The organism is Humibacter ginsenosidimutans (assembly GCF_007859675.1).
In the GTDB taxonomy this organism is placed as follows: domain Bacteria; phylum Actinomycetota; class Actinomycetes; order Actinomycetales; family Microbacteriaceae; genus Humibacter; species Humibacter ginsenosidimutans.
In genome coordinates, this window is record NZ_CP042305.1 from 3,974,306 (window position 1) to 4,000,621 (window position 26,316).

The following is a 26,316-nucleotide window of genomic DNA, read 5'->3' on the forward strand; positions in this document are numbered from 1 at the left end:
GGTTCGTTCCGGTCATCGATGATCCTCCAGCACGTCGCAGGGGATGTGGAAGGAGTCGAACGGGCTGAACTGCGGGCCGCCGATGACGTAGACGGACTTGGTGGGATCGTCGAGGCACGTGGCGCGGGCGTGCTCGACGGCAGCGGACCAGACCGGCCATCGGCTGAGGAATCTGGCACGTTGATCGAACGCCCGATAGTTCACGACGATGACGCTGAGCGTGAGCAGGATCGCGACGACGGCGAGCGCGATGCTGCGCCGGGTGCGTATTGCGATCAGGCGGTCCACCCCGGTTCCGATGATCAGCGACGTCGCCATGATCGGAAACACGAAGTATCGGCTGCCCACGCCGATGAAAAGCATCTGATCGGGATCGGTGTACGCATAGCCGGACAGCACCACGATGGCGAGGAAGTATGCGGCGCCGACGACGAGAGCGCTGAGCGGCAGGGTCGACCAGCGACGGAGCATCCAAGAGATCCAGAACGCAGCAAGAGTCAGCAGCACGCCGAGGGCGATCAGGGCCGGCATCATGAAGGCGGCCTGATGTATCCAGAGCGGACCGAACCAGCCGACGTCCTGCACATCGACGAGATACGTCTTGATGATCGCCCAGGCGCTGCGAAGGGCATGGAGCTGCCTGGTGCCGCGAAGCATGACGATGAGCTGGAAGATGCCGGCGAGCACGGCCGACGCGGCGATGACGATGTCGCCGCGTCCCCTCAGCGCCAGGGTGCGGATGAGTACCAGCGGCACGAACACCACGAGCGCAAGCGGACTCGATCCGACGGCGGCGATGAGGATTGCGGCCGAGATCGCGGTCGCGACCACTCCCTCGCGCCGCGCGAACACCGCGATGAACGCACCGAAGAGCAGGTACCACTGCGCGTTCGCCGCGCTGAGCGCGATCTCCAGGCCCGCGACCGGTGCCGCGACGACCAGGCACCAGACGAGAATTCGGGCGGTGATCGTTCGCAGGTGTGCAGCGAGCAGGAAGAAGATCCCGGCGGCGAGCGCTGCGAGGAACAGCGCCATGACGACGGCGATCACACGTGGGGCGTGCACCAGCGGGAAGAGATCGGCCAGGGCGGCGACGAGTCGTGGAACGAGGTGTCCATAGCCCGCGTAGGGCTCGAACAGGGCGACCAAGAACGGATGCTGCATCGCCTGGGCGAGAAAGACGTTGCCGTCTTCCTGCCACATGTGCTCGCTCGACGAGGGCGGCAGCCTGAAGTAGGCGAGCAGGAACCCGACGACGAAGAGGCCGGCGTACAGCGCAGCCCCGCGAAGGCTCGGCGAGACCGAGATGCTTCGCGCGGCGCAGAGCCGGGCGACGAGCCGCTCGAATCGGACACGCAAGGGGCCGCGCGGCCCGGAAACACTCCCGTCAGAAGGGCGAGAGTGCTCCACAGTGCCTGTCGTCACCCTTGGCCCGGGGACGTCAGCTCGTGCCGTGATCCGCAGAGCAGCACGGTGTTCGCCGTTCCGACCACACGCACGTTGCCGTGCGTCGTCTTCAGGCGATTCCAACCGCTCGCAAGCGTGCCCGTGATCGGATTGGACACCGTCGTGCCTTCCGTCAGCACGTATTGGATCTGCGTGGATCCCGGAGCCTTGATCGTGGCGCCGGAGCCCAGGTCGACGCTGTTCGATCCATCCGGCAGCCATGTGCAGCCGGCTGTCGTGTTCGGCGCATCGGCGCTGGTGATCGTCACGTCGAGAGCCGCGCGCACCGTGAGCATGGCCGCAGCGTCGAAGCTGCCCGGATGCATCCATCCGTTGTCGACCATGCGCTGGATGTCACGCACGGACACCTGTGGCGCAAATCGCGGGGCGGGCTTCGCCGACGGGTCGAGCGAGGCTCCTGATCGAATCAGGGAAGCCGTTGCGGCGAACTCCTGTTTCGTCTCGGCGACCGCCGACGCGCGACCCTGGAGCACGGGCAGCAACTGCGTGAAGTTGTATCCGACGAGCAGCGCGACCACGACGACCGAGCCGATCAGAGGGAGCCCGACGCGCGTCTGAACCGCCGTGAGCGCGAGCATCGCCATGGGCAGCATCAGCACGGTCGTCAGGAACACGTATCGTCCCGATGTCGGCACATCGAGGTTCAGCCGCGAGTATGCGGTCAGCGCCGCGAACAAGATCGCCGCGACCAGGCACGCGTAGGCGGCCGTCCAGCGCTTCGACGCCTTCGGCAGGCGGTAGATGGCCCAGATGACCATGAGGCCGAAGCCGACGGCCCCGAGCGCCGCGATGCCGACCACCTTGCCCGAGCCGTCGGCGAGCATCCCGAGTATGTAGTTCGGGGCCTGGGTCAGATATTGGAACAGTCCGCTGGCGTGATAGGCGTTGCCTGTGCTGTGCAGCTCCACGATGACGTACCAGACGCCGTATGCCACGGCCCCGGGAAGGAGGACGGCGACGGTGCGCCAGAAGCCGCGGTAGACGATTCCGACGACGGCGGCCCCGGCAAGAACCGGCAACGAGGTTCCCGAGGTCGCCAATGCGAGGATCGACAACACGACGACGCCGATGATCTCCCACACGCCGAACCGCTCGCGCATGAGCAGCAGCATGACGAGGAGCGCAAGCGCCGCAGCACCCATGAAGCCGACCTGGAACGCCCAGAGGATGTTCTCGCCACCGGCGCCGAGGAAGCAGATCAGCGCGCTCGCGGTCGTGGCGATCCAGGGGGCGACGCCCACCTTCAGCATGATGCGCCAGATGATCGTCGCCAGCCCGAGCTGCGCGACGATCACCATGACGGCGAAGGGCAGGAAGGAGTCGAGGCCGAACACCGTGCGCACAGCGAGGTAGAGAACCATCGGCACCGTGCTCCAGTGGCCGACGTGCGGCGCGAAGAGGTTGGTGTTCGCGCCGTCGACGAAATCCCAGTCGTCGTAGAACAGCCCCTGATGCCGCGACTCGTACAGCAGGAAGAGCGCGGCGACCGCGAGGATCACATAGTGGACGCCCCGATAGCTGCGAAGCCAGACGAGGAACGTGGATGCCGTGCCGTTGGTTCGAGTCGTCGCGGTCGTTCCCGCGGCGGTCGCCGATTCAGTGCTCATCGTGTGGGTGGTCGCTCTCTCCGGGGTGGTGCGGCCTGGAGGCTAGATGGTGCCTTCGGCGACGGCGTTCTCGATCCAGGGGATGACCTCGTCGAGCATCTCGCTGAGCGTCGTCGTCGCCTCGAAACCGAGAACCTCCTTGGCCTTCGACACGTCGGGAACGCGCTTCTGCACGTCGTGCTCGAAACCGGGGTCGCTCACGATGCGCAGCGGGACGTCGTCACCCTTGATCTTGTGCCAGATCACGTCGGCCAGCTCGGTCACCGTGTGGCCCTCGGCCGTCGAGATGTTGAAGTCGTTGTTGTAGGCGCCCTCGTGGTCGAGGCTCAGCACGATTCCGCGCGCGAGGTCGCCACCATACGTGTAGTGGCGCACCTGGTCGCCGTTGCCCAGGATGTGAAGCGGATCCTGGCCCTTCAGCACCTTCTGCACGAGGTCGGGCACCACGTGGCTCATCGCCAGCTTGACGTTTCCGGAGTCGATCTCCACGTCGCCCAGTGCGCGGGATTCGCCGATGCCGACGCAGTTGAACGGACGAAGGATCGTGTAAGGAAGCTGGTACTGGTCCCACGCTGCACGGGCGAAGTACTCGACCGCGAGCTTCTGGAATCCGTACGACGACAGCGGCGGCGGCACGAGGCGCTCGTCGCCCTCCTTGCTCGGCCAGCGGTCGGTCGACTCGAAGACCATCGAGGAGGACATGTACGTGACCTTCTTGAGGCGACCGGTCGCCTTGCGTGCCGCGAGGGCGGCATCCACCGACGAGGCGATGATGCGCTCGTTCTGAGCGATGAGGTCGTACGCGTAGGTGTGGAAGTACGAGATGCCGCCGATCAGGGCCGCGCCGGCGATGAAGTGGTCGACGTCGGAAAGCAGCTCGGTCATGAGCGCCGTGTCCTGCACGTCGCCGACCACGAGGCGATAGTTGGGGTCATCGTCGTACGACTTCTTGACCTCGCCGTACTTCGAGTAGTTGTCGACTCCGACCACTTCGTAGCCCTTCGACAGGAGTTCTTCGACGATGTAACCGCCGATGAATCCGCTCGAACCGGTGACCAGTACCTTCGTCATGAATTGTTGTCCTTTGCTTCGACGGTCTGCGATTTGGCCCGGAGCTCGTCCAGAGTGAGCTGGGGCCCATAGGCGAAGCGGTACCACCGCAGATATTTCGGTATCCACTTGCCGAGCTGGAAGTTCGACTGGCCGAAGGTGCGGTCCAGCCAAATGGTCGGGATCTCCGCGACGGGCCGGCGCAGCCGCTTGGCCTTCGCCGTGAGCTCGAGCCCGATCTCGAAGCCGTCGCGGCTGTCGATGCCGACCTCGCGCACGAACTCGCTGTTGTACGCCTTGAACGAATTGGTCGCGTCCCTGGTGCCGATGCCGCAGAACAGGTGCAGAGAGCGGCCCGCCGTGCGCGACAGGAAGGACTTGAAGCGCGGTCCGCCGACCTGCTGACCGCCCGCCATGTACCGCGACGCCGCCGCGACGACCACGCCGCGCTCCACGAGGCGCACGAGGTCGTCGATCTGCCTCGGGTCGTCGCATCCATCGGCCATGGTGACCACCGTCGTCGACGCATGTGCGTGGTCGATGCCGTAGCGGATCGCGTTCGCCGGCCCGCGACCGTAGTCGTTGATCAGGATCGACACCTGCGGATTCGTCTCGCGGAATGCGGTCACGGGTGGAATCGTCGTGTCGCTCTCGGTGTCGACGACGATGAGAACCTCGCTGTCGAGCGTGACGGCGTCGACGATGCGCTGAAGCCCGGCGATGATGTCGTCGCCTTCGTTGTACGCAGGAACGACGATGGAGACCCGCGGCGCAGCGGACTCGGTCACACGCGAACTCCGTCGCCGAGAAGGTTCCAGATGTCGGCGACGGGCTTCTCGGTGCGCACGGAGCGGTATTCGGGGTGCGGAGTGGCGATCACGAGGATGTCCGCCTTCGAGAGCACCGCATCCAGGGGAAGCAACGTGTCATCGGTCTCTTCGGTGACATACGGATCGGTCGCGATCACGGCCTTGGCCTTGAACTTGAGCACGCGGCGCAGCTTGTACGACAGGCTCGAGCGGATGTCGTCGGACCCCGCCTTGAAGGCCATGCCGAGGATGCCCACGGTGAGGTTTTCGAGGTCGTACGACTTCTCGAGCTGTGTGACGACGTAGAGCGGCAGCCCTTCGTTGACGAGCATCGCGGAGTGGCCGAGCGCGAACTTGTTGTCGCTGAACGCGGCCAGCTGCATCGTGTCTTTGAACAGGCACGGGCCGGCCGCGAAACCTGCACCCGGCATGTCCTTTGCACGCGGATAGTTGTGCGTGAGGCCTTGGCGGATGCGCTCGAAGTCGAGTCCCCGGTCGTTGGCCATCATGTAGAACTGGTTGGCGGCCGCGAACTTGATGTAGCGCCAGGTGTTCGTGAAGAGCTTCGCGAGCTCGGCCTCTTCGGGCTCGAGATCGACGATCTCCTCGGTGAGCGTGGAGAAGAGCTCGGTCGCGCGACGGCGTCCCTCCTCGGTGTGAGACGAGACGATCTGGGGGAGCGAGAACAGCTCCTCCATCGCCTTGTGCTCGGCGATGCGCTCGGGACAGAACGCCACCTCGATATCGAGGCCAAGAGCGGCGATCGTGCGCTCCACCAGCGAAGTGACGCCCGGATACACCGTGCTGCGCAGGATGAGCAGCTGCCCGTCGCGGTAGTGGTCGCTCGAGAGCATGAGCGCCTTCGGAATGGCGTTCGGGTCGGGGTTGAGGTGCTCGTCGACGGGAGTGCCGATGACGACGACGACGTTGCGCGCCGACGCGACGACCGCCGGGTCGGTGGATGCGGTCAGCCGACCGGCATCCAGCGCCTTGCGCAGGAGCGGTTCGGCGCCGGGCTCGCTGAACGGCAACTCACCGCGCAGGATCGTCTCCACCGTCGTCGCGTTGATGTCGTAGACGACGGTCTTGGAGCCACGATCTGCGAGAGCGATAGCGAGCGGGAGGCCGACGTGGCCGCCGCCGCCGATGACGACGACGTCGTTGAGGAAGTCAGAAGACACGGTGCACCATTCGAGCTGGTCAGGGGGGACGATTCAGGATAACGGCTCATCGGCCATTCTCAAGTTGCTCAATGGTCTGGGGCCTGGGACCTGTGATACCGCTCAGGGCGCGTCGCCGAAGGCGTGCTTCGGCACGAAGAGCAGCAGCGCCGCGCACAGTGCGGCAGTGGCGCCGCACACGATCCACACCGTGTAGTAGCCGGCCAGAGTGCCGGCGGTGTCGCCTGCCGAGGCCGTCGGATTGGCGAGCGCGATGCCGAAGACCGCCGAGGCGATCGCACCGCCGACCGTCTTGACCGAGTTGGTCAGGCCCGTCGCGACGCCGGTCTGGTCGAGCGGTGCAGCGGATGCCGCCGCCGCGGGCAGGGCTGCCACCAGGGCGCCGGAGCCAAGACCGGCGATCAGCATGTTCGTCAGCACTTCGACGTACGAACCGTGGAACGGCACGAACAAGAGGTAGCCGACGGCGACGAGGATGCTCGCACCGATCAGCGCGATGCGCGGTGCGATCCACCGGGTGACGACGGGCAGCAGCATTGCGCCTGCGACAAGCGCGATGAGGTAGATGCCGACGAGGATCGACGTCATGCTCGCACTCGCGCCGAGCCCGTAGCCGTACCTGGCGGCATCCGTTCTGGCGAACGTGGAGAGCGGCACCTGGGCGCCGAGCACGCTCACGCCGAAGAGTCCGGCCGTGACGAACACCGGCCACAACGATGCGGAGCGGAAGAGTCGCACGTCGACCAGCGGCTCCCTTGCTCCTCAGCTCGTAGAGGGAGAACGGCACGAAGAGCAGAACGCCGATGACGATGACCACCCACGGCCATGGGGAGGCGGGACCGTTGAGACGCAACAGACTCAGGCCTCCGGTGAGCCCGAGAAGGGCGAGCGAGACGAGCACGAGTCCGCCGGTGTCGAACGCTCCGCGAGTGGCCCGCCGGGCGACGGCATCCGCCGACTCCTTGACCCCGAAGAGCACGACGACGAAGCAGACGACGACGGCGATGGCGGGCACCAGCAGGATGATCTGCAGGGGGATCACACCGTCGAGTGCGCCCGACGACAAGGCGCCGGCGATGGCGCCGACCTCGAGAGCGCCGACCAGGAAGCCGGCGGCGCGACGGGTGAGCGCCGACGGCCGCCCGTGGCTCTGACTGCGTGTGAACACGATGGCGATCTCCAGCGGGAGCCACACCGTGTAGAAGCCCTGCACCGCCCAGGCGATGAGGAACAGCCAGAACATGCCGGAGAACGCGAGCGTGAGCGAGGCGACCGCGGTGATGCCGGTGGAGATGAGGAGCATGCGCCGGTGGCCGACGAGATCGCCGAGCTTGGCGAATGCCGGAACGGCGATCGCGGATGCCGCCAGTTGCGCCGCCTCGAGCCAGTTGAGCTCGGGATCGGTGACGCCGAGGTGGATCGCGATGTCGTGGTACAGCGGCGTGTAGTAGCCCTGCAGGATTCCGGAGGTGAACTCGACGAACGCCAGCAGGCCGATGACCCCGGCGATCGAGCGTGCGCTGATGCGGGTGACAGTCGTGGCGGACGACGACGACATGGGCGGCTCCTTCGCCGATTCGGGTTGCCGCAGTAGCGTAACCGACTCGCGGGGGTCTTATTGACCACGGGTCAGCGATGGTCTCGGCCGTGGAGTCGGCGGATCAGAACGACCGGATGAGCTCGCGGTAGAAGCGCTCGCCCCGCTCGAGCGCATCCACGGTCACGTGCTCGTCGATGCCGTGGATGCTCTCCCGCTGCGCACCCGTCATCTTCAGCGGAGCGAACCGATAGGTCGCGGGGCAGATCTCGTGGAAGTGCCTGCCGTCGGTGGCGCTCATCTGGATGTAGGGAATGCTCGGGATGCCGTCATAGGCGCCGGCAACGGCCTTGGCGACGAGCGCGAACTGCTCGCTGTCCGCAGCGGAGACCGGCGAGGGATCGTGGCTCTCCTCCGCCGTGACCGTGACGTGCCGGTCGTGCACGATGCGGCGCACGCGGCGAACCGCGGTCGTGGCGGTCTCGCCCGGCGCGATGCGAAGGTTGAGCACGGCCGACGCCTGCTCGGGCAGCACGTTCGCCGCGGTGCCGCCGCCCAGCATCGTCACCGCGACCGTCGTGCGCACGACCGCCGCAGCCTCGCCGCCCATCGCGGCGAGCATGCGCGCGCCCAGCCACGGCACGGCGGCGATCACCCGCAGGGCCAGCCGGAACGGCCCGTGCGCGCCCACCGCGAAGCGCCGGAACATCTCCCGCGTGACCGCGGGGATCCGCGCGGGGAACGGGTGGCGCCGCAACCGCTCCACGGCGGCGGCGATGCGCTCCGTGGAGCTCAGCCTCGGTGGCGCCGAGGCGTGGCCGGGCTCCGACCGTGCGGTGAGCGTCAGCGTGAGCACGCCTTTCTCCGCCACACCGACCATGGCGGCGTCCATGTGGATGCCCGCCAGCGGCTCGTCCACCACAGCACCGCCCTCGTCGAGCACCAGCCACGGCACGATGCCGCGTTCCTTCAGCAGCGAGACGGCGGCCTTCGCCGCACTGCCGTACGTCTCCTCGTTGCCGCCGAGCCAGAGATAGACGTCGCGGGCCGGCGCGTATCCGTCGGCGAGCAGGTTCTCGGCGGCATCCATCAGCACGCACACGGCGCCCTTGTCGTCGAGCGTGCCGCGGCCCCAGACCACGCCGTCGACGATCGTGCCGGAGAAGGGCGGGTGGGTCCAGGCATCCTCGTCGCCGACCGGCACCACGTCGTAGTGCGCCATCAGCACGGCGGGAGAGCCGGACGCCGGCGCGCTCGTCGAGCCGCTCGCCGACGGCCAGCGGAAGAGCATCCCGAAGTCGGTGACCTTCTCGAGCTCGAGGCGTTCGTGCACGAGCGGATAGCACTCGCGCAGCACGCGCTCGAACTCGACGAAGGGCTCGGGTCCGCTGTCATCGAGCCGGGCGGAGACGGTGGGCACGCGCACCAGCTGAGCGAGCCGCTCGGCGATGCCGGAGCGCGGCGTTGTCGGGTTCATGCGGCAAGGCTAACCGGCCGGTCACCCCCGGCTGGCGCAGCCAGGTCGGTACACCGGCACGACACCTTGGCACGGCAAGATCACCCGACGGTAGGGGGTGTGCCGTACCTGAGGGGGGACGCGCGAGCGGGGTGCCTCGTCGGAGGGTGGAGATACCCCGGAGCAGAACCGGAACGACAAGACGAGGAGCGATGCCCATGGACACCGTCAACGCCTTCATCGCGAGCGTGGTCTCCACGCCGTGGGTGCCGTTCGTGATCGCGCTCGCCGTGCTCGTCGACGCCTTCTTCCCGCCCGTGCCGAGCGAGTCGCTCGTGATCGCCGCCGCGGCCGCCGCAGTCTCGGTCGGCCAGCCGGACCTGGTGCTCGTCGTGCTCTGCGCGGCCGTCGGCGCGATCATCGGCGACAACCTGACCTTCACCATCGGCCGCAGCGTCGGCCTCGAGCGCTTCGCCTGGATGCGCCGTCGCCGCATGCGCGCAGCTCTGAACTCCGCAGGCCGCGGCATCGCCCGCCGCCCCGCCGTCTTCCTGATGAGCGCGCGCTACATCCCGGTCGGCCGGGTGGCGGTGAACCTCGTGGCAGGAGCCTCGGGCTTCCCCCGGCGCAAGTTCTTCCTGCTCTCCATCGTCGCGGGCGTCACCTGGGCCTCCTACTCGGTGGCGATCGGCCTGCTCGCCGGTCATCTGCTGCACGGCAATGCCCTGCTCGGTATGCTCGTCGGAATCGCCGGGGGAGTGCTGTCAGGCCTGATCGTCGACCTCGTCATGCGACTCCTCGCGCGTCGCTCGGCTCGATCGACGGCCGTCGGAACGCGTTCGCACGACGTCGAAGAGGCACCGGCGGAGAGCCTTCGAGCCACCAGCGAGCCGGAATGCATCGGGGCGGAATGACGACATCGACGAAGCCGGAGCCGACACGGCTCGATCCGGCGCGCATCACGGCCTGGACCCTGGTCACCCTTGCGGCCGTCACGATTCTGGCCGTCGCGGCACCGCTGTCGGCCGCCGCCTTCGGTGTGCCGATCGTTCTCGCCCTCGTACTGTCGGTCGCGCTCGCGGCCTCCATGGTGTTCAGCCTCGTGCGGCCCGTGCTCGCAACGGTGCTGTGCATCGTCGCCGTGCTCGGCTTCGCCCTCGTGACGCCGCCCTCCGGTCCGTGGCCCATCATGGTGACCTCCACCATCGCCTTGGCGACCGTGGTGCTCGTGGTCTCGCGCACCCGATGGCTCGTCGGCCTCGCCGCCGTGGCGATCGCGGGCGGTGGAGGGCTGGCCATCGCGCTCGCGTCGCCGACCACGACCGATCTCACGGGCGAAGCCACGGCCGACCTCGTCGTCTTCGTCTCGATCGTCGCCGTCGCCTGGCTGATCGGCCTGCTGATCGGCAAGTGGTCGGCGGTGCGGGCGCAACTCGTGCGGGAGCGCGCCATCTCGGCCGAGGAACTCGTGCGGCGCGAAGCCGCCGAGCAGCGCACCGAGCTCGCGCGGGAGCTGCACGATGTCGTGGCGCACGGCATGAGCGCGATCCAGGTGCAGGCATCCTCCGCCCGGTATCGCTTGCCGGGGTTGTCGGAGGAGGCCGCGGCGGAGTTCGACGACATCGCGGGGCTGGCCAGGGCATCCATGCGCGAGATGCGGGCCCTGCTGGCGGTGCTGCGCAATGAGGATGCCACGGGCCAGGGCGTTCCGCAGCCCACGGTCGCCGAGGTGGCCGCACTGGTGGCCGCCGCGGTGCGTGCCGGCTCCCGGATCGAGCTCGACGACCGGCTCGCCGACGACGAGCGCGTCGCGCTCGACCCCGTCGTCTCGCTCACCGCCTACCGCATGGTGCAGGAATCGCTCAGCAACGTGGCCAGGCACGCGACCGGCGCGGATACGCTGGTGACGCTCGAACCCGGTGACGGCACGTTGAACATCGAGGTGCGCAACGCAGCGCCTCGGGAGGCGGTCGTGACGAATCCGGACGCCGGCGGCAACGGCATCCGCGGAATGCGCGAACGCGTGGCTCTTCTCGGCGGCAGCCTCACGGCGGGGCGAACGGACGACGGGGGCTTCGTCGTTCGGGCCACGATTCCGACGGACGTCTCGAAGGGCGGCGAATGACGATCAGCGTTCTCGTGGTCGACGATCAGGCCATGGTGCGGGCGGGCTTCGCCGCGATCCTCGACGCGCAACAGGGCATCGACGTGGTCGGGCAGGCGGCGGACGGCGCCGAGGGGATCGCGCTCGCCAGGAGCCTGCGCCCCGACGTCGTGCTGATGGACGTGCGCATGCCCACTCTCAACGGCATCGACGCGACCCGCGAACTCGTCAACCCGAGCCGTGGCGAACCGCACGTGCCCCGGGTGCTCGTGCTCACCACCTTCGACGCCGACGACTACGTCTACGACGTGCTGGCCGCCGGCGCGAGCGGATTCCTGCTCAAGGATGCCCCGCCCGACGAGCTCGTGCACGCGGTGCGGGTGGTCGCCGACGGTGACGCGTTGCTGGCACCGAGCATCACCCGCAGGCTGCTGGAGCGCTTCAGCGCGCAGCGTCCCGCGTCCCCGTCCCGAGCGATGCAGCTTTAACTCGCTCACGGAGCGGGAGCGGGAGATCCTGGTGCTGATCGGTCGCGGATACTCCAACTCGGAGGTCGCGGGCGAGCTCTTCATCGCCGAGCAGACCGTCAAGACGCACGTGAGCCGCATCTTCACCAAGGTGGGGGTGCGCGACAGGGTGCAGGCGGTCATCCTCGCGTACGACACCGGTCTGGTGGAGCCGGCGGGGTAGGGCGGAAGGCCGACGCTCACGCCTCCGCGCGTGCGACGACCACGGCGAGTTCGGTGCGGGTGCGCAGCCCCCACTTGGCGCGAATGCTCGCCAGCGCCGACTTGATCGTGGTCTCGGCGACGAAGAACCGGGCGGCGAGTTCGGCATCGGATGCCCCGCTCACCAGGGCTCTGGCGTACTCCCGTTCGCGCTCCGTGAGCAGATCGAGCTTCGCGCGGGCGTCGCGTCGAGCCTCCGAGGTGCCCGATTCCTGCACCCCACTCCGTGAGCTGTCTTGCGGCGCGAGGACTGTACGCGGATTCGCCGGCGGCCACCGCCCGAACGGCGTCGATGATGCGTCGCGGATCCTCGTCTTTGAGCAGAAAGCCGGCTGCGCCGGCCGAGATCGCGTCGAGCACTCGTCCGTCTTCGTCGAATGCGGTCATCATGAGGAACCTCGCGCTCGATGCGGCCCCGAGAGAGCGCACGACGTCGACGCCGTCGAGCCGGGGCATCCTCACGTCGCAGAGCACGACATCGGGACGATGGCGTGCCAGCGCGTCGCTCACCTGGCTGCCGTCGGTGCACAGTCCGACCACATCGATGTCGCCGGCGGTATCGAGGATGGCCTGAATGCCGGCCGCTGCCATGCGATCGTCGTCGACGATGAGCACACGGATGTCGTCGACCTCAGCCACCGCGCCAGTCTAGGGGCGCCCGCCGACGCGGCCGGTCGCGCCTCAGCCGACGGGGTGTTCGACGTGCGCGGACGGAGCCCACGGCATCCACGCCGTGATCGCGAAGCTTCCCTCTGGTGTCACACCGCCGAGGAAGGTGCCGCCGACGAGGTGGGCTCGCTCGCTCATGCCGGTGAGTCCGTTGCCGCCGCCCGTGCTCGTCGGGGCGCTCTGGGGAACGAGCCAGTTCGTGCATCGGATGGTGATGCCGTCTGCGGGTCCGCCGCGCACATCGAGATGAAGCGTCGCTCCTGGCGCGTGCCGCCGCACATTCGAGATCGCCTCCTGCACGATGCGATAGGCGGCGTGCCCGACGCGTGCCGAACAGGACGCGGCGTCGTTGACGAGCACTTGCGCACGCACATCCAGTCCCCCGCGCAACGTGTCATCGATCAGCGCGGGCAGCTCGCCGAGCCCTTGCCCGGTGCCGATCGCACGATCGTGGTCGCGCAATGAACGCACCATGTGCCGTAGGTCGTCGAGCGAGTGCTGCGTGGACTCGCGCACCACGCGGGCCGCGCTCACGGCACGTTGGTCGCCTTCGCCGACGATGAGCTCGAGGGCACCGGCATGCAGCGCCACCTGACTCAGGTCTGCCGCGAGGGTGTCGTGCAGCTCGCGGGCGATCTCCTGACGCTCGCGCTGCTGGTCGACCTGAAGCTGCAGGGCGTTCACCGTGTGCCGGGCGCTCGCCGAGTCGCGGCGTGCGGCATCCCGCTCCGAGAGCAGTCGGCGCCCCATGCCGAACGCGGCGAACGGCGCCACGGCGATGGCGGCCAGCACTGGGACCAGCCAGAGCAGCACGGCGTGAGCGGGCGTGCCCTGCCGCGGCGAGTCGAAGAGCGCGGCCAGCGCCGAGTTCGTGCCCATCAGATCCCAGTAGTCCGCAACCACCGTCGCGACGAAGGCGGCCACGATGAAGGCCCAGCGCAGCCATCCTCTTCGCGCGTAGGTGACAGCTGCAAGGCAGACGAGAGCGGGCAGAGCCGTGGTCGGCACGACCACGGTGAGCCCCATCGTGATCGTGGCGACGATGACGGGCGCCCGGTGTCGCCAGACGAGCAGCACCGAGGCGCCCAGCATGGGAAAGACCCCCAGCATGGCGTATCCGGTGATGAGCCCGGCGGCTCCGCCGTGCGGTGCGCCCTGGGGAGCGTCGTGTGATCCGCCCGCGGACAGGGCCAGGAGACCGCAGAGCACGGCCAACGCGATGGATCCGGTCAGCGCCCACGCTCGTCGCGTGCGTGAGGGTGCCGCAACGGTGCGGGATGCCGGTGGTGTCGCGACGCCGGCGACCGGCGGTGGCGGCACGAGAGTCATGCCTCCGATCGTACGGAGCACGGGCGACACGGTCTGCCCTCCGGACGTGGGGAATCGCGCACGCCGATTCCCTCCTTTCCGCCGGCGCATCTCGACCGTTCCGACCTGGGGGAGGGCTGCGCTGCGCTGGTGTGCTGATCTCGGCCGCAGATGAAGGCCGATGACCCGACGGCGAGACGCCGAGGGCATCCCACAGCAGAGACCCGCAGGGTCAGCGAAAGGTGAGACAGATGAGCGACAACATGGTTCCGCAGCCGCCTGCACCCGGTGCCTATCCGCCGGCCGGTTCGCCGCAGCCGGGCGCACCGGCTCCGGCGCCGAAGACGTCGAACGGACTCGGTGTCGCCGCCCTCGTGCTGGGCATCATCGCACTGGTCTTCGCGTTCATCCCGTTCGCGAACTATGCGGCCATGGTGCTCGCGGTGATCGGCCTGGTGCTCGGTGTGATCGGACTGCTTCTCAAAGGCCACGCGAGGGGGCTGCCGATCACGGGCACGATCATCTCGGGAGTGGCGCTCGTGCTGGCCATCATCATGGTCGTGGTGTACGCGGCGGCGTTCTCCGCAGCGTCGAAGGCGCTGAACGATGCGAGCAACAGCATCGTCAGCAGCTCGGCGCCCAGCGCGGACGCGAGCTCGGGAGCGAGCACCGATGCGAGCTCGGACAAGGCATCCGACGGCAAGACCCTCGACGTGGAGTACAAGGTGACGTCCGACGCGACAACCGCGAGCTCGATCACCTACTTCACGATCAACAACGGACAGTCGGGACAGGAACAGGCGACGGATGCCGCACTCCCGTGGTCGAAGCAGCTGACGCTGAAGCAGAACGGCGTCTTCGACTTCAGCAACATGTCGCTCACGGCGATGGCCGCTCAGGGTGCGACCACCATCAGCTGCACCATCACGGTGAACGGAGTCGTGAAGTCCACGCAGACCTCGACGGGATCGTTCGCGGTGGTGAGCTGCAACACCGACGGCAAGTAGCCGCGGCGTCGGCCGGGTCGGTCATCGACCCGGCCTCGGTCGTCGCGGAAAGAATCCGCACGCTCGGTCGCGAGAAGTCGCACGCCGGCGGCCAGGAAGTCGCACTCTCGCGTACCGGAACCCGCACTCTCGCGTGAGCGGCCCCTACCGGGGTAGGGGTTCCGAATGGCTCCGGGCGGTGACGCGGTCAGCGATGTCGCGTTCGTACCGTCGTCCGGGCGGCCCTCCCGGCCGACCGGGAGGAGAGCACACCGTGACCGTCGACACACTCACCGCGCCGCACTCGCGGCCCGAGCCCGAAACGACATCCCCGACGGCACCCCGGAATCGCCGGCAGACGGCTCGGCGTTCGCAGCAGCACTCGCCGGCGCCCTCCAGGGGTCGCGACGGCGCCGTGGATCTGGCCAGGGCGTGGTGTCTCATCGTCGTCGTGCTCATGCACTCGCTCATGGTCGGCGTCTCGATGGGAGCGGCCGGCCCGGTGCTGCAGAACGCGCTCGACGGCTGGCCGGGCCTCGTGCCGTTCACCTGGGCGGCGCAGATCATGCCGCTGTTCTTCGTGCTCGGCGGGTTCTCCGCCTTCACGCAGTACACGGCGCTGAGCGCACACGGCGTGACGGCGAGCGACTATGTGGCACTGCGCATGCGCCGACTGCTTCGTCCCGCCGTCGCGGCGATCTCCGCGATCGTCGCTGTGCTCGCAGCGCTGACTCTCCTCGGCGTGCCCGCCGGCATTGTCACGACCGCCGGATTCCGGTTGAGCCAGCCGCTCTGGTTCTTGGGCGTGTACGCGCTGACCACGGCGCTGGTGCCGGCGGCCATCGCGGCGCACAGGCGAGCCAGATGGACGACCGTGGGGGTGCTCGCCGCACTCGTGGTGGCTGTGGATGTCGTGCGGGGCGCGACGGGCATCCCGGCCGTCGGTTTCATCAACCTCGCGTTCGTCTGGCTGCTGGTGCAGCAGCTCGGGTTCTGGCTCGCGGAGAAGAGGATGCCGAGTCCCCGGCTGTTTCTCGCCGCTCTGGCGCTCGCCGCGTACGGTGCGCTCGCCGTGTTCTGCACGTGCGGTGTGTACTCGTTCGACCTGCTCTCCGACCTCAACCCCCGTGCGGCGCGCTGGTGCTGCTCGGAGTCGGACAGCTTGCGCTGTTCCAGCTGGTCGCGCCTGCGCTGCGCAGGATGCACGGCATGCGGCCGGTGAACGCCGTCGCCACCTGGATCAACGCCAGGGCCATGACCGTCTACCTGTGGCACATGCTGGTGCTCGTGCTGATGGCGGGCACGCTGCTGCTGTCGGGCGCCGCGCTCCCGCTCCCGCTCTCCGTCGCGTGGTGGGACACCCGTCCGGTCTGGCTGCTGTGCGCATTCGGGCTCGTCGCGCTGGTCGCCGCCGTCACGGCGCGCTGGGAGACCGCACAGGGCGCGAAAGGGATGCCCGTGCTCTCCAGGGGCGCGGCATCCGGCTCAGCGGTGCTCGCCGTCTGCGGTGTCGTGGTGATCCTCGCCACGGGCTTCAGCCTGGCGGGCGGTGTCATCTCGCTCGCATGTCTCGCCGCCGCCCTGCTGCTGGCCCGCGGAAGAGCCCTCAGCCTGCGGTCGCCGCAGCCAGTCGGGGGATGAGCTCGTCGAGCACCTCGATGGTGTGCTCCCACCCGCTCACCGCGAGCGTGGGAACTCCCATCGCCAGCACCGGGTAGTCGTTGCCGTCGGGGTCGAGCCGGTCGCCGATGAACAGCATCTCGGTGAGACGGATGCCCGTCAGCTCGGACAGCCTGCCGATGCCGTACGCCTTGTCGATGCCGCGCCTGGTGATGTCCACCGAGGTCGATCCGCCCGATCGCACCTCGAGGTCGGGCAGCAGTTCCTGCACGGCGGCGCGCAGCGCGCTCTTCTTCTCGCCCGTGGGGTCCCACGCTGCCTTGGCGTCGACGGGCGCCTGCTGCCCGAGCGCCGAGAACGTGATCTGCGAGCCGCGGTCCTCCAGGATCGCGCCCCAGGTCTGCTCCTCCCAGTACCCGAGACGCTTGGCCTCCTGCTCCACGGCGGTCAGCGCTCGCGTCTTCTCGTCATCGCTCAGGTCTTGCGCGTACACCTTGGTCCACGCGCCATCGGCGAAGCGGAAGTACTGCGTGCCGCAGGTGGGCATGAGGTGAAGCCGCTCGAGCGCGGCGGGCGAGGCATCCGCGAGCCGCTCCACGACCTGGGTCGAGAACTGGCCGAACTGGCCACCGGAGATGATGCACACCGGCACCACGTCGAGCAGCGCAAGGAGGCGCTGCGCCATCGCGGGGGAGAGCGGCGACTTGGATGCCGCGAGCGTGTCGTCGAGGTCGAACGCGACGAGGCGCGGCTGCGTGGTGATCGCTGTCATGGTCCTTCGGGGGCTCGCGGTGGTCCGCTGTTGGATCGGCACGTCAGTTTAGCGGGGCACGACGAAGGATCGTCACAGCTCCGCGTGCAGCGCCCAGACGCGCTCGGCGGAGTCCTGCCAGCTGAAGGCCGCAGCCCTGTCCATGCCGGCGAAGCGCAGCCGATCGCGCACCGCGCCGTCGGCGAGCACGGCGGAGATCGCCTGAGCCAGCCGTTCGGGGTAGCCGGCGGCATCCTCTCGTGGCACCGCGACGCCTGCGCCGAACGCGACCTCGGCCACCGCCGGATCATCGGAATGCACGACCGGGGTGCCGAAACGCATCGCCTCCACCACAGGCAGGCCGAAGCCCGAGATGAGGTTGGGGTAGGCGAAGACGCTCGCCCTGCTGAGCACCACAGCGAGATCCGAGTCGCCGAGGGTGCCCAGCGCGCGCACCCGGCCCTCGGGCAGACCGGCCTCCATCGCGACGGTGGCCACGTGCTCGCCGCGGAACTCCTCCGGGCCCACGACCACCAGCGGTGTGCCGTTCATGAGCGGATGCGCCATGGCGGCGATGAGCTCGCGCAGGCCGCGCCTGGGGTCGAGGCTCGACACCGTGGCGACGTATCGCTCGGGCAGTCGCAGTGCGGCGGCGCGGGCATCAGCGTCGGCAGGAACGCGCAGGGTGTCGGACGGCGCTCCGCCGATGACCCGGATGCGGTCGCCCAGCCTCGCCACCTCGTCGAGCTGTTCCGCGACGGCGTGGGTGGGAACCACGATGGCGTCGGCGAACTTGCGCGCTCGCTTCACCATGGCCTTCTGCCACGCGGCTTCGACGACCCCGACCGCATCAGGCGCGGTATACGCGGAGACGTCATGCACGGTCACTGTCGTCTGTTCGAGGGTGCCGCGCCCCTTGTGCTTGAAGAGCGGGGCGAGCAGGCTCGGCGCGTGGATGAGGCCACCGCCCACAGGCAGCTTCACGCCCATCTGCCACGCCAGACGCAGCTCTCGCGATCCGACGGGCAGCGATTGGAGGCCCGCGAGACCGGGCAGAACCTGGTCGAGCAGCAGACGATCCTTGTCGTCGTGGGCGGCGATGATGCCCTCGACGTCGCATCCGCGTGGCGCCGTCGCGATGAGCTGCCTTGTCAGCTCGAGGCTGTACCGCGAGGTGCCGTCCGGCACCTCGGTGAGCACCTCGTCAACGATCACCCGCAGCGTTGTCATCGAATGCCTTTCGTCGGAATGCCTCGACCAGTGCGTCCTGCCAGTCTCGCATCGGCTCGAGTCCTGCCGCGGTCCAGGCGTCGTGTCCGAGCACCGAGTACGCGGGGCGGGGCGCGGGGCGTACGAAGTCTGCACTGCTGACCGGGAGTACCCGTTCGGGGTCGAGCCCTGCAGCGTCGAAGGCCGCGCGGGCAAGGCCGAACCACGTGGTCTCACCGCCGGCCGTGCCGTGGTAGATGCCCGCGGGCGCATCGGAGTCCGCGAGTCTCACGAGCTGGGTGGCGAGATCTGCCGTCCAGGTCGGCTGTCCACGCTGGTCGTCGACGACGGTCACCGTCGGATGGGTGTCGGCCAGACGAAGCATCGTCTTCACGAAGTTCGGCCCGTGCTCGCCGTAGAGCCACGCCGTGCGCACGACGAAGGTGCCGTCGGGGTGGGCTGCGAGCGCGAGCTCTTCGCCGGCGGCCTTCGTGCGGCCGTATGCGTTGAGGGGATCGCGCGGCGCGTCTTCCGAATAGGGCGTGGCGGCGTTGCCTTGGAAGACGTAGTCGGTCGAGACGGTCACCAGGCGCGCGCCCGCCGATCGTGCGGCGACGGCGAGATTCTCGGTTCCGAGGGCATTGACGGCATATGCGACGTCTTCGTGTGACTCGGCGTCGTCGACCTTGGTATAGGCGGAGGCGTTGAACACCACGTCGTAGCCGGTGACGGCCTCGCTGACGGAGGCGCGATCGGTGACGTCGAGGTCCGCTCGGGAGAGGGCCGTCACACGGCGACCGGAGAGAGCATGTTGCAGGTCGCGGCCGAGCATGCCCGATGCCCCGGTGACGAGATAGCGCACCCTGCTACTGCCCCTGCGCCCGGTAACGGTCTTCGGTGGCGGCCTTCTGCGGACCCCACCAGTTCTCGTGGTCGCGGTACCACTGGATGGTTGCGGCCAGGCCGGCGGCGAAGTCGCCGTAACGAGGCATCCACCCGAGTTCGCTGCGCAGCTTCGTGGAGTCGATCGCGTAGCGAAGGTCGTGGCCGGGGCGATCTGCGACCAGGTCGTACGCGTCGGAGGGCTGTCCCAACTCGGCCAGGATGAGCTCGACCACCTGTTTGTTGTTCTTCTCGCCGTCGGCCCCGATGAGATAGGTCTCGCCGATGCGACCCTTCTCGAGGATGGTGAGCACCGCAGAGGAATGGTCGTCGGCATGGATCCAGTCGCGCACGTTCTCGCCCGTGCCGTAGAGCTTGGGGCGCTCACCCCGCAGCACGTTCGTGATCTGACGAGGAATGAACTTCTCCACGTGCTGATACGGGCCGTAGTTGTTCGAGCAGTTGGAGATGGTCGCCTCGACGCCGAACGAGCGAACCCACGCGCGCACCAGCAGGTCGCTGCCGGCCTTGGTCGACGAGTACGGGCTCGAAGGGTTGTACGGCGTCGATTCGGTGAAGCGCGCCGGGTCGTCGAGTTCGAGGTCGCCGTAGACCTCATCGGTGGAGATGTGGTGGAAGCGGATGCCGTGTCTGCGCGCCGCCTCCAGCAGCGTGAACGTGCCCACCAGATTCGTGTGCACGAACGGACTTGGATCGGACAGCGAGTTGTCGTTGTGGCTCTCGGCCGCGTAATGCACCACGGCGTCGTGCTCGGTGAAGAGCCCATCGACCAACTCGGCGTCGGCGATGTCGCCTTTGACGAAAGCGAACCTGTCGTCGGGCAGCCCGTCGAGCGAGGCTCGATTGCCCGCGTACGTGAGCTTGTCGAGCACGGTCACGGAGTGCTCGGTGTTCTCAAGAACGAAGTGGACGAAGTTCGAGCCGATGAAACCGGCGCCGCCGGTGACGAGGATCTTCATTGCGATCGCGGGTACTTTCTGTCGTGAGGCTGGCGAAGAGTCTACCGAAGGGCCTTGGTCGAGCTCAGTGCTCAACGGGGCGCGGGTGCCAAGCCATTCCAGAGCAACCGAACACCATCCTCGAGTGTCGTGAAGTCGGGCAATCCGAACTCGTCACGTAGCCTCGTGTTTCGAAGAACAACGTGTTCGACGAACGTGGCGGGAGGGGGTTGTGATTCGATCTCGAAATCGATGCCCGTGACGGACCGTAGAACTGCGAGGACGTCATTGACGCTGTGCCCGATCCCGGAACCGACGTTGTAGACGGAGTGAAGGTGGGTTGACCCCGCGACCCGGACGATCACGTCGATGAGGTCCTCGATCCAGAGATAGTCACGCACCATCGTGCCGTCGCCGAATCGGACCACAGGGTCACCGCGACTGATCCGGTTGAGCGCGATCGGGATGAGCCCTTGAGTCTTCTCAGGGCGTTGACGAGGCCCATACGGGTTTGAGATACGGAGCGACACCGTATCCATGCCGTACTTGAGCGCGAAGTATCGGAGATATCCTTCTACGGCCTCCTTGCCGATTCCGTACGGCGATATCGGGCGGGTCATCATGTCCTCGTCGAAGAAAACATCCGCTTGAGGCCCATAGATCGCACCGCCCGTTGACGCGTACACGAACTGGCGCACTCCGGCTCGAGCCGAGGCTTCGAGGAGCTCCAGCGACTGAGTGAGGTTGGTTCGGACGTCAAGAGTCGGGTCGTCCTCGGACCGTGCGGGATCGGAGGTGGAAAGAAAATGGAGCACCACTTCCTGTCCGTCGGTGGCGTCTGCGAGATCCGAGCGATTGAAGAAGTCGCCCTGCAGGACTCTGACACCGCGAGTGTTGAACGTCGGCGGGGTGCGGAACCGATCAAACGCTGAGACATCGTGTCCAGCGCGGCTCAATCCGTCGACGAGGTGCGACCCGATGAAACCGTTTCCGCCGACCACGAGACACTTCATCGTCACGACCTTAGTTCATGCCCATCGAGCATGAACGGTCCAGCAAGCGCCGAGCACTCATGCTTCTCACCTCGAGACCTCCGTAGGATCGTCGATTGTGTTCAACTCAGCCAGTGAGAGAGATGGCGTGACTCGTCCCCGATTGCTCGTCGTGACATCGACCTACCCCGCACACGCTGGGGACGGAACCCCCGCGTTCGTACGAGACCTCGCACGTGAAGAATCGAAGACCTTCGATGTGATGGTGCTGGCTCCTCGCGTGGCAGGTGCACCCTCGCACGAACTAGACGGAGCCATCGAGACCGTGAGGTATGGCTACTTTCCTCGGCGCTGGGAGCGTCTCGCCGACGGCGCGATCATCGAGAACCTCCGCGCTCGTCGCTCGAACTGGCTGCAGGTGGTCCCCTTCCTGGTGAGCCAATGGTCGGCCATGCGAAGGGCGCGACGCCGGTTCTCCCCGGATGTAGTTCACGTGCACTGGATAATTCCTCAAGGCGTGGTCGCCGATCTGGCGCTGCGGGGCGTGCCGCGTCTCATCACCACGCTTGGAGGAGACCTCTATGCGCTCAACGGTGCTGTGCTTCGACGACTCAAAGCCGCAGTCGTGACCCGTGCCTCTGAGATCACGGTTATGAACGACGAGATGCGCCGCATGGTCATCGAACTGGGTGCTCGACCTGAGCGAGTGCAGGTCATGCCCATGGGCGTCGATACATCGATGATCGTAAGGAAGACTGGCGAATCTCAGCCCGCCGACTCCAATCCTTCGCTGCAACAGCAGGTCAAATTGCTGTTCGTGGGCCGGCTCGTGGAAAAGAAGGGCCTGGCCGTGCTGATCGAAGCTCTCGAGGGTCTCAGTGAAAAGACGTCTGAGAACGTTCGCTTGAAGGTCGTTGGGGATGGGCCCCTTCGCGGTGAGCTCGCACGCGCTGCAGAGAACCTTCGCGTTCCCGTTGACTTTGTCGGTCAGCTGGGCAGAGCACAATTGGCGTCGGCATATCAGGGGGCGGATATTGTGGTGACGCCAAGCGTTCCAGCGAGTTCGGGTGACAAGGACGGTCTCCCCGTCGCCATGCTCGAAGCAATGACAATGGGGCTGCCGGTGATCGCTTCCGATGTTCCGGGTATCAACGAAGTGGTCGTGGATGACGTGTCTGGTGTGCTGGTGCCCCCTGGCGACGTCCAGAGGCTTTCATTCGCAATCGAAAGGCTTGTGAACGACGACGCGCGCCGTGAACGCCTTGGTACTGGGGCAGCGAGAGCGAGTGAAGGATTTTTCAGTGACTGCGGTCGGCGCACGCTATGCAGCGTTGCTGCGCGAGATCCTCGATGACTCGCGGCGGATCGAGGTCCGGTGAAATCGCTCTGGGACATCACGTTCTCGCTGGAGATCTCGGTGTCCACGACATCATCGAACAGATATCGCAGCGGCAGCGATCGGGGTCGCCTGTGACTGCCTTTTTGAGGTGGCTCAAACGGTACCGCGCACCCATCCAGGTGGTCTTTGGCGTGGTCGCCGTGGCGTTTCTCGTGTGGGCTGTGCTGTCCAACTGGAGTGAGATGGTCGAGGTCATCGGCTCGATGAGCCCGGTCTGGGTGCTTGTCTCGATAGCACTCGCTTACCTCGGAACGTTTGCGAACGCGCTGAGTTGGCGGTCGGTCGTGCACTCCTTTGGCGCGCGCATCGGAGTGTTCGCGGCCGCACGGATCACCTTCATCGCCCAAATCGGGAAGTACATTCCGGGCGGCGTTTGGCCGATGGTGGCAGGAAGCCAGCTCGGTGGCCAGGCTGGGATCGCGAGTTCAACGATGGTCGTTTCGATGACCGTGCAATTGGCGGTGAGCCTGGTAGCCGCGGCGGTGATCTCCGTGGGCACTCTTCTGCTGGTGCCTTCGCTGGCCGTGACCTACTGGTGGGTCATCGTTTTGGTGATCTCATGCGGAATCGTGCTTCTCCTACCCCCCCGTGATGCGGCGAATCCTTGCCTTCGCCTTTCGAATTTTCCGCAGACCGGACCTCGTGCCGGCTATTCGTGGTCGGCACCTTGGAAGTGCGATCGGTTGGGCTGTGGCCTCGTGGGCATTGTTCGGCCTGCATCTCTGTTCCCTGTTCTTCGCCCTTGGCCACCTGAACGCCTCGATCGTCATCCCCGCGATCTCGGGGTATGCCTTGTCGTGGGCGGTGGGCTTCCTCGCGGTCTTCGCGCCCGCGGGCGCCGGTGTGCGCGAGGCAATTCTCGTTCTGCTGTTTGCAGGTTCGATCGGGGGAGCAGACGTACTCGGCGTGGCCGTCGTAAGCCGGATGATTTTCATCCTCGTCGACGTGACGCTGTTCGGGAGCTCGGCGCTCTCCTGGCGATTCTCGAATCGCAACAGGTCAGCGGAGCCTCGTCAGAGCGAAACGTCGTAACGTTCCTGCTTTTGGAATTCAAGGGCGTCTTCATGGAGAACGCGATTGATCCGCGTAAGGTCCGCCACGACGCCAATGGCGAATGACAGGAGCGCGGCGCTGATCGAAACCGTGCCGATGAGCAGAGACTGGATGTGCTGTCCCGGCTCGTGGGTCGAGATGACGACGATATAGCGGATGAATGGAATCGCGCCCGCAACGGTCAGAATCGCGCCAAGCCACGCGAAGACCAGGTACGGCCGATACATCACGAACGCGCGCGCGATCGCGAGGCCGGACTGGAACATGTGCTGCCAGATGTTCTTGAAGAGCCGAGACTCCCGGGTCTTGGCATTGGTCGTGACGGGAATGCTCGACACAGCGAGCCGCTTGTTACCCGCCTGGATAATGGTCTCCATGCAATAGCTGAACTTCGTCACGATGTTCAGTCGGATGAGAGAGTACTTGCTGTAGGCGCGAAAGCCGCTGGCGGCATCCGGGATCTTCGTTCCGGCCGCTTTGTTGACGGTCCAACTGCCGAAGCGTTGCATGAGCTTCTTGAACGGTGAGAAGTGCTCGATCGTCGCTGTTTGCCGGTCGGCGATGACGATGTCGGCCTCACCGCGCAGGATCGGCTGAACGAGGTCGCCGATGCGATCCTGCGGGTACTGGTTGTCACCGTCGGTGTTGACCACGATGTCTGCGCCGTGCAGCAACGCATAGTCGACACCGTCTTGGAACGAGCGGGCGAGCCCTTGATTGCGCGTGTGGCGCACGAAGTGTGTGACTCCATGCTCCTTCGCGATCTCGATCGTGCGGTCGCTAGAGCCGTCGTCGACCACGAGGATCTCGATGTCGTCGATGCCGTCGATCTGTTTCGGGATGGTCGACAGCACCAAGGGCAGCGTCTCTTCTTCGTTCAGGCAGGGGATCTGAACGAACAGCTTCATGTGGGCTCACCTCGGGTCGGATTGGGCTGTCGGCGCCGGTGCGACGGCGCAAACCCAATCCACCATAGGGCATGCCGACTCTCAGGATGCTGCGTGCGGTATGAGGGCTGCTGATCAGCCTCCGATGAGCAGCTTGTTCGCTACAGCGTGCAGGAATCGCGTGAAGTCGACGAGCGGTCCACCGGCCGCGTACCACGCGTCGTCAGCGGAGGCGAAGTACGTGAGGGCGCCGGCACCCTGGGTCATCGCAATGACGAGGGCGATGACCACGATCACTTTCAACGTCGCCGGTCGAGCATACAAGGCGTCCAGTGCTCGAGCCAGAACCATCCCCGCGCAGCAGATGGCGAGCGGGAGGAAGGGAAGCAAATAGCGCCCTTGAACGCCAACCGGCACGTTCATCTTGTCGAAGTCGGAAAGGTTGACGGCGAACAGTGCAGCGACGTACACGGCGACGGCCACGAAGGGCACAAGCATTCCTCGGCGGCGGAGCAACCAGCCGATACCGATGGCCAGCAGGAAGATCGTGATTGCCGCAGCCAGGTCGATGAGTGCGGCCGTGGCCGCGCTTCCGAGAGTTGCGTGCGTGCTGGTGCCGACATAGCGCAGGGACCAGAGGTTTCCAGGGATCCAGTCTTGAAACAGGTAATAGAGAACTCGTCCGGGCGACGGGCTGGCACCCGAGAACTGATGCTCCAGTGCGTAATTGCGTCCCCAGGGGCCATAGGACAGGCAGAACGACACTGGGTGCAGCTTGGCGCAGTCCGGTTGCGGTGAGCGGAAGAGCAGAAGATTCACGACATAGCGCTCGACGAACAACGCGACGCCGATCAAGGCGGCGGCACCCCAGATCCAGAACCGCGGAGTCCCATAGCCCCAGCTGAAGCGGACAGTGCGTCGGCGCGTACGAATGATGAGAACAATAAGGAGGAGAACCGCCGTGCCCACGAAGACCGGTAGAAAGGTGTATTTGGTGAGGGAACCGAAGCATCCGACTGCAGCGATGGCGAGCAGATCCGGGAATCGTAGTTCGGCGGCCTTCCAGATTCTGACTGCCTGCCACAAGAAGAGCGCGGTGAAGAGAATGGTGAGCGAGTCGTAGTTGACCGTGGCTGCGACGGCCGACGTGATCGGCACTGCGGCGAAAACCGCGAGGCTCACGTTCGCGATCGCCTTCGACGCCCCGAGTTCGATGATGAGCGACCGGAACCAGATGAACGACGCGCTCAGGAAGGCGACCGAGCACAACCGCGCGACCACCAACTGGGCTCGCGCGTCTCCGCCCAGCGCCTGTACGAGCCGCACGGGGAAGCTGACGATGTAGTGGTACAGATACGAACCGGTGCGACTGATGTCACCGAGGCCCTTGTACTTGTTGCCTTGATCGATGAACGGCAGCCACTGGTGCGTGTACACCTGCACGATGCCGAAGTGATAGTCCTCGTCGTAGAGGAAGTGATCTGCTCCGGCGACGGCGAGCAGGGTGGCGCTGAGCGCGAAGACGCCCACGATGATGCCGAAGCACCACCAGCTGGCCAATGCACGCTGCACGGCGGTCGACGCGCGGTCGACGGCAGTGGTGAAGGTGGACACGCGGGCTCCAGGATTGATCGACAACGAGTGGCAGATCGGGTTGCCACC

The 26,316-nt window shown here is 66.7% G+C and carries 23 protein-coding genes and 4 pseudogenes; 9 read left to right on the top strand and 18 right to left on the bottom strand.

The annotated features are described in order from the left end of the window. Positions 1 to 12: 12 nt before the first annotated feature. From FPZ11_RS18160 to FPZ11_RS18190, 8 genes and pseudogenes are all read right to left on the bottom strand, one after another. The gene (locus FPZ11_RS18160; RefSeq protein WP_146322419.1) at positions 13 to 1,359 is read right to left on the bottom strand and encodes a hypothetical protein; all 1,347 of its coding nucleotides are present in this window, start codon (positions 1,357 to 1,359) and stop codon (positions 13 to 15) included. Positions 1,360 to 1,421: 62 nt separating this feature from the next. Then, positions 1,422 to 3,074, bottom strand: a complete 1,653-nt coding sequence (locus FPZ11_RS18165; protein ID WP_146322420.1) for a hypothetical protein — start codon at positions 3,072 to 3,074, stop codon at positions 1,422 to 1,424. Between the two features lie 42 nt (positions 3,075 to 3,116). After that, the gene (locus FPZ11_RS18170) at positions 3,117 to 4,145 is read right to left on the bottom strand and encodes an NAD-dependent epimerase/dehydratase family protein (protein WP_146322421.1); all 1,029 of its coding nucleotides are present in this window, start codon (positions 4,143 to 4,145) and stop codon (positions 3,117 to 3,119) included. Continuing rightward, complete coding sequence (locus FPZ11_RS18175) at positions 4,142 to 4,912, bottom strand: glycosyltransferase family 2 protein (RefSeq protein WP_146322422.1); 771 nt, start codon at positions 4,910 to 4,912, stop codon at positions 4,142 to 4,144. Before FPZ11_RS18175 ends, FPZ11_RS18170 begins: the two co-directional genes overlap by 4 nt. Continuing rightward, a complete protein-coding gene (locus tag FPZ11_RS18180; protein WP_210415916.1) occupies positions 4,909 to 6,114 on the bottom strand; it encodes a nucleotide sugar dehydrogenase in 1,206 nt (401 codons plus the stop codon). The genes FPZ11_RS18175 and FPZ11_RS18180 overlap by 4 nt, the downstream gene beginning before the upstream one ends. 102 nt (positions 6,115 to 6,216) lie before the next feature. Next, positions 6,217 to 6,819, bottom strand: coding sequence for an MFS transporter (locus tag FPZ11_RS20365; protein WP_367889409.1), 603 nt, complete (start codon positions 6,817 to 6,819; stop codon positions 6,217 to 6,219). Positions 6,820 to 6,961: 142 nt separating this feature from the next. Next, positions 6,962 to 7,672, bottom strand: a pseudogene (locus FPZ11_RS20370) (MFS transporter); the annotation flags it as partial. 103 nt (positions 7,673 to 7,775) lie between these two features. After that, the gene (locus FPZ11_RS18190; RefSeq protein WP_146322423.1) at positions 7,776 to 9,128 is read right to left on the bottom strand and encodes a M20/M25/M40 family metallo-hydrolase; all 1,353 of its coding nucleotides are present in this window, start codon (positions 9,126 to 9,128) and stop codon (positions 7,776 to 7,778) included. Positions 9,129 to 9,325: 197 nt separating this feature from the next. Between FPZ11_RS18190 and FPZ11_RS18195 the strand changes: the two genes are divergently transcribed. The 3 genes and pseudogenes from FPZ11_RS18195 to FPZ11_RS18205 all read left to right on the top strand — a co-directional run bounded on the left by FPZ11_RS18195 (position 9,326) and on the right by FPZ11_RS18205 (position 11,901). Beyond that, positions 9,326 to 10,021, top strand: coding sequence for a DedA family protein (locus FPZ11_RS18195; protein WP_146322424.1), 696 nt, complete (start codon positions 9,326 to 9,328; stop codon positions 10,019 to 10,021). Beyond that, on the top strand, positions 10,018 to 11,232 hold the full coding sequence (locus FPZ11_RS18200; protein WP_146322425.1) for a sensor histidine kinase: 1,215 nt from the start codon (positions 10,018 to 10,020) through the stop codon (positions 11,230 to 11,232). The genes FPZ11_RS18195 and FPZ11_RS18200 overlap by 4 nt, the downstream gene beginning before the upstream one ends. Then, positions 11,229 to 11,901: pseudogene (locus FPZ11_RS18205) on the top strand (response regulator). The gene FPZ11_RS18200 and the pseudogene FPZ11_RS18205 overlap by 4 nt, the downstream one beginning before the upstream one ends. Positions 11,902 to 11,917: 16 nt before the next feature. Here the strand turns inward: FPZ11_RS18205 and FPZ11_RS18210 are convergent. The 3 genes and pseudogenes from FPZ11_RS18210 to FPZ11_RS18220 form a co-directional block, all read right to left on the bottom strand. Further along, positions 11,918 to 12,157: a response regulator transcription factor gene (locus FPZ11_RS18210; RefSeq protein WP_168203907.1), complete on the bottom strand. Its 240-nt coding sequence runs from the start codon at positions 12,155 to 12,157 to the stop codon at positions 11,918 to 11,920. Positions 12,158 to 12,230: 73 nt separating this feature from the next. Continuing rightward, positions 12,231 to 12,578 (bottom strand): annotated as a pseudogene (locus FPZ11_RS20375) (response regulator); the annotation flags it as partial. Positions 12,579 to 12,620: 42 nt separating this feature from the next. Then, the gene (locus FPZ11_RS18220; RefSeq protein ID WP_168203908.1) at positions 12,621 to 13,937 is read right to left on the bottom strand and encodes a sensor histidine kinase; all 1,317 of its coding nucleotides are present in this window, start codon (positions 13,935 to 13,937) and stop codon (positions 12,621 to 12,623) included. A 230-nt stretch (positions 13,938 to 14,167) separates the two neighbouring features. Between FPZ11_RS18220 and FPZ11_RS18225 the strand changes: the two genes are divergently transcribed. The 3 genes from FPZ11_RS18225 to FPZ11_RS18235 all read left to right on the top strand — a co-directional run bounded on the left by FPZ11_RS18225 (position 14,168) and on the right by FPZ11_RS18235 (position 16,543). Then, positions 14,168 to 14,923, top strand: a complete 756-nt coding sequence (locus FPZ11_RS18225; RefSeq protein ID WP_146322428.1) for an MmpS family transport accessory protein — start codon at positions 14,168 to 14,170, stop codon at positions 14,921 to 14,923. Positions 14,924 to 15,176: 253 nt separating this feature from the next. Further along, on the top strand, positions 15,177 to 16,124 hold the full coding sequence (locus FPZ11_RS18230) for an acyltransferase family protein (protein WP_168203909.1): 948 nt from the start codon (positions 15,177 to 15,179) through the stop codon (positions 16,122 to 16,124). Then, a complete protein-coding gene (locus FPZ11_RS18235; protein WP_146322430.1) occupies positions 16,112 to 16,543 on the top strand; it encodes a hypothetical protein in 432 nt (143 codons plus the stop codon). Before FPZ11_RS18230 ends, FPZ11_RS18235 begins: the two co-directional genes overlap by 13 nt. Here FPZ11_RS18235 and FPZ11_RS18240 read toward each other — a convergent pair. The 5 genes from FPZ11_RS18240 to FPZ11_RS18260 form a co-directional block, all read right to left on the bottom strand. Continuing rightward, the gene (locus tag FPZ11_RS18240; RefSeq protein ID WP_146322431.1) at positions 16,509 to 17,294 is read right to left on the bottom strand and encodes an HAD-IIB family hydrolase; all 786 of its coding nucleotides are present in this window, start codon (positions 17,292 to 17,294) and stop codon (positions 16,509 to 16,511) included. The genes FPZ11_RS18235 and FPZ11_RS18240 overlap by 35 nt on opposite strands. Positions 17,295 to 17,366: 72 nt before the next feature. Beyond that, positions 17,367 to 18,503, bottom strand: a complete 1,137-nt coding sequence (locus FPZ11_RS18245) for a glycosyltransferase family 4 protein (protein ID WP_146322432.1) — start codon at positions 18,501 to 18,503, stop codon at positions 17,367 to 17,369. After that, on the bottom strand, positions 18,478 to 19,344 hold the full coding sequence (gene rfbD, locus FPZ11_RS18250) for a dTDP-4-dehydrorhamnose reductase (protein WP_146322433.1): 867 nt from the start codon (positions 19,342 to 19,344) through the stop codon (positions 18,478 to 18,480). Before rfbD ends, FPZ11_RS18245 begins: the two co-directional genes overlap by 26 nt. Before the next feature lie 4 nt (positions 19,345 to 19,348). Beyond that, positions 19,349 to 20,344, bottom strand: a complete 996-nt coding sequence (gene rfbB, locus FPZ11_RS19565) for a dTDP-glucose 4,6-dehydratase (protein ID WP_146322434.1) — start codon at positions 20,342 to 20,344, stop codon at positions 19,349 to 19,351. 71 nt (positions 20,345 to 20,415) lie between these two features. Then, on the bottom strand, positions 20,416 to 21,336 hold the full coding sequence (locus FPZ11_RS18260) for an NAD-dependent epimerase/dehydratase family protein (protein WP_146322435.1): 921 nt from the start codon (positions 21,334 to 21,336) through the stop codon (positions 20,416 to 20,418). Between the two features lie 151 nt (positions 21,337 to 21,487). Between FPZ11_RS18260 and FPZ11_RS18265 the strand changes: the two genes are divergently transcribed. The 3 genes and pseudogenes from FPZ11_RS18265 to FPZ11_RS20025 all read left to right on the top strand — a co-directional run bounded on the left by FPZ11_RS18265 (position 21,488) and on the right by FPZ11_RS20025 (position 23,746). Further along, positions 21,488 to 22,669: a glycosyltransferase gene (locus FPZ11_RS18265; RefSeq protein ID WP_146322436.1), complete on the top strand. Its 1,182-nt coding sequence runs from the start codon at positions 21,488 to 21,490 to the stop codon at positions 22,667 to 22,669. A 227-nt stretch (positions 22,670 to 22,896) separates the two neighbouring features. Next, a pseudogene (locus FPZ11_RS20380) lies at positions 22,897 to 23,238 on the top strand (lysylphosphatidylglycerol synthase domain-containing protein); the annotation flags it as partial. 67 nt (positions 23,239 to 23,305) lie between these two features. Next, positions 23,306 to 23,746, top strand: coding sequence for a hypothetical protein (locus FPZ11_RS20025; RefSeq protein WP_246846397.1), 441 nt, complete (start codon positions 23,306 to 23,308; stop codon positions 23,744 to 23,746). On the opposite strand, the gene FPZ11_RS18275 is transcribed toward FPZ11_RS20025, so the two are convergent. Together FPZ11_RS18275 and FPZ11_RS18280 are read right to left on the bottom strand one after the other, a co-directional pair. Next, complete coding sequence (locus FPZ11_RS18275) at positions 23,728 to 24,675, bottom strand: glycosyltransferase family 2 protein (RefSeq protein ID WP_146322438.1); 948 nt, start codon at positions 24,673 to 24,675, stop codon at positions 23,728 to 23,730. The two genes, FPZ11_RS20025 and FPZ11_RS18275, sit on opposite strands and share 19 nt — an antisense overlap. A gap of 114 nt (positions 24,676 to 24,789) precedes the next feature. Next, positions 24,790 to 26,268 (bottom strand): DUF2142 domain-containing protein, encoded by a 1,479-nt coding sequence (locus FPZ11_RS18280; protein ID WP_168203912.1) that lies wholly within the window; start codon positions 26,266 to 26,268, stop codon positions 24,790 to 24,792. Positions 26,269 to 26,316: the final 48 nt, after the last annotated feature.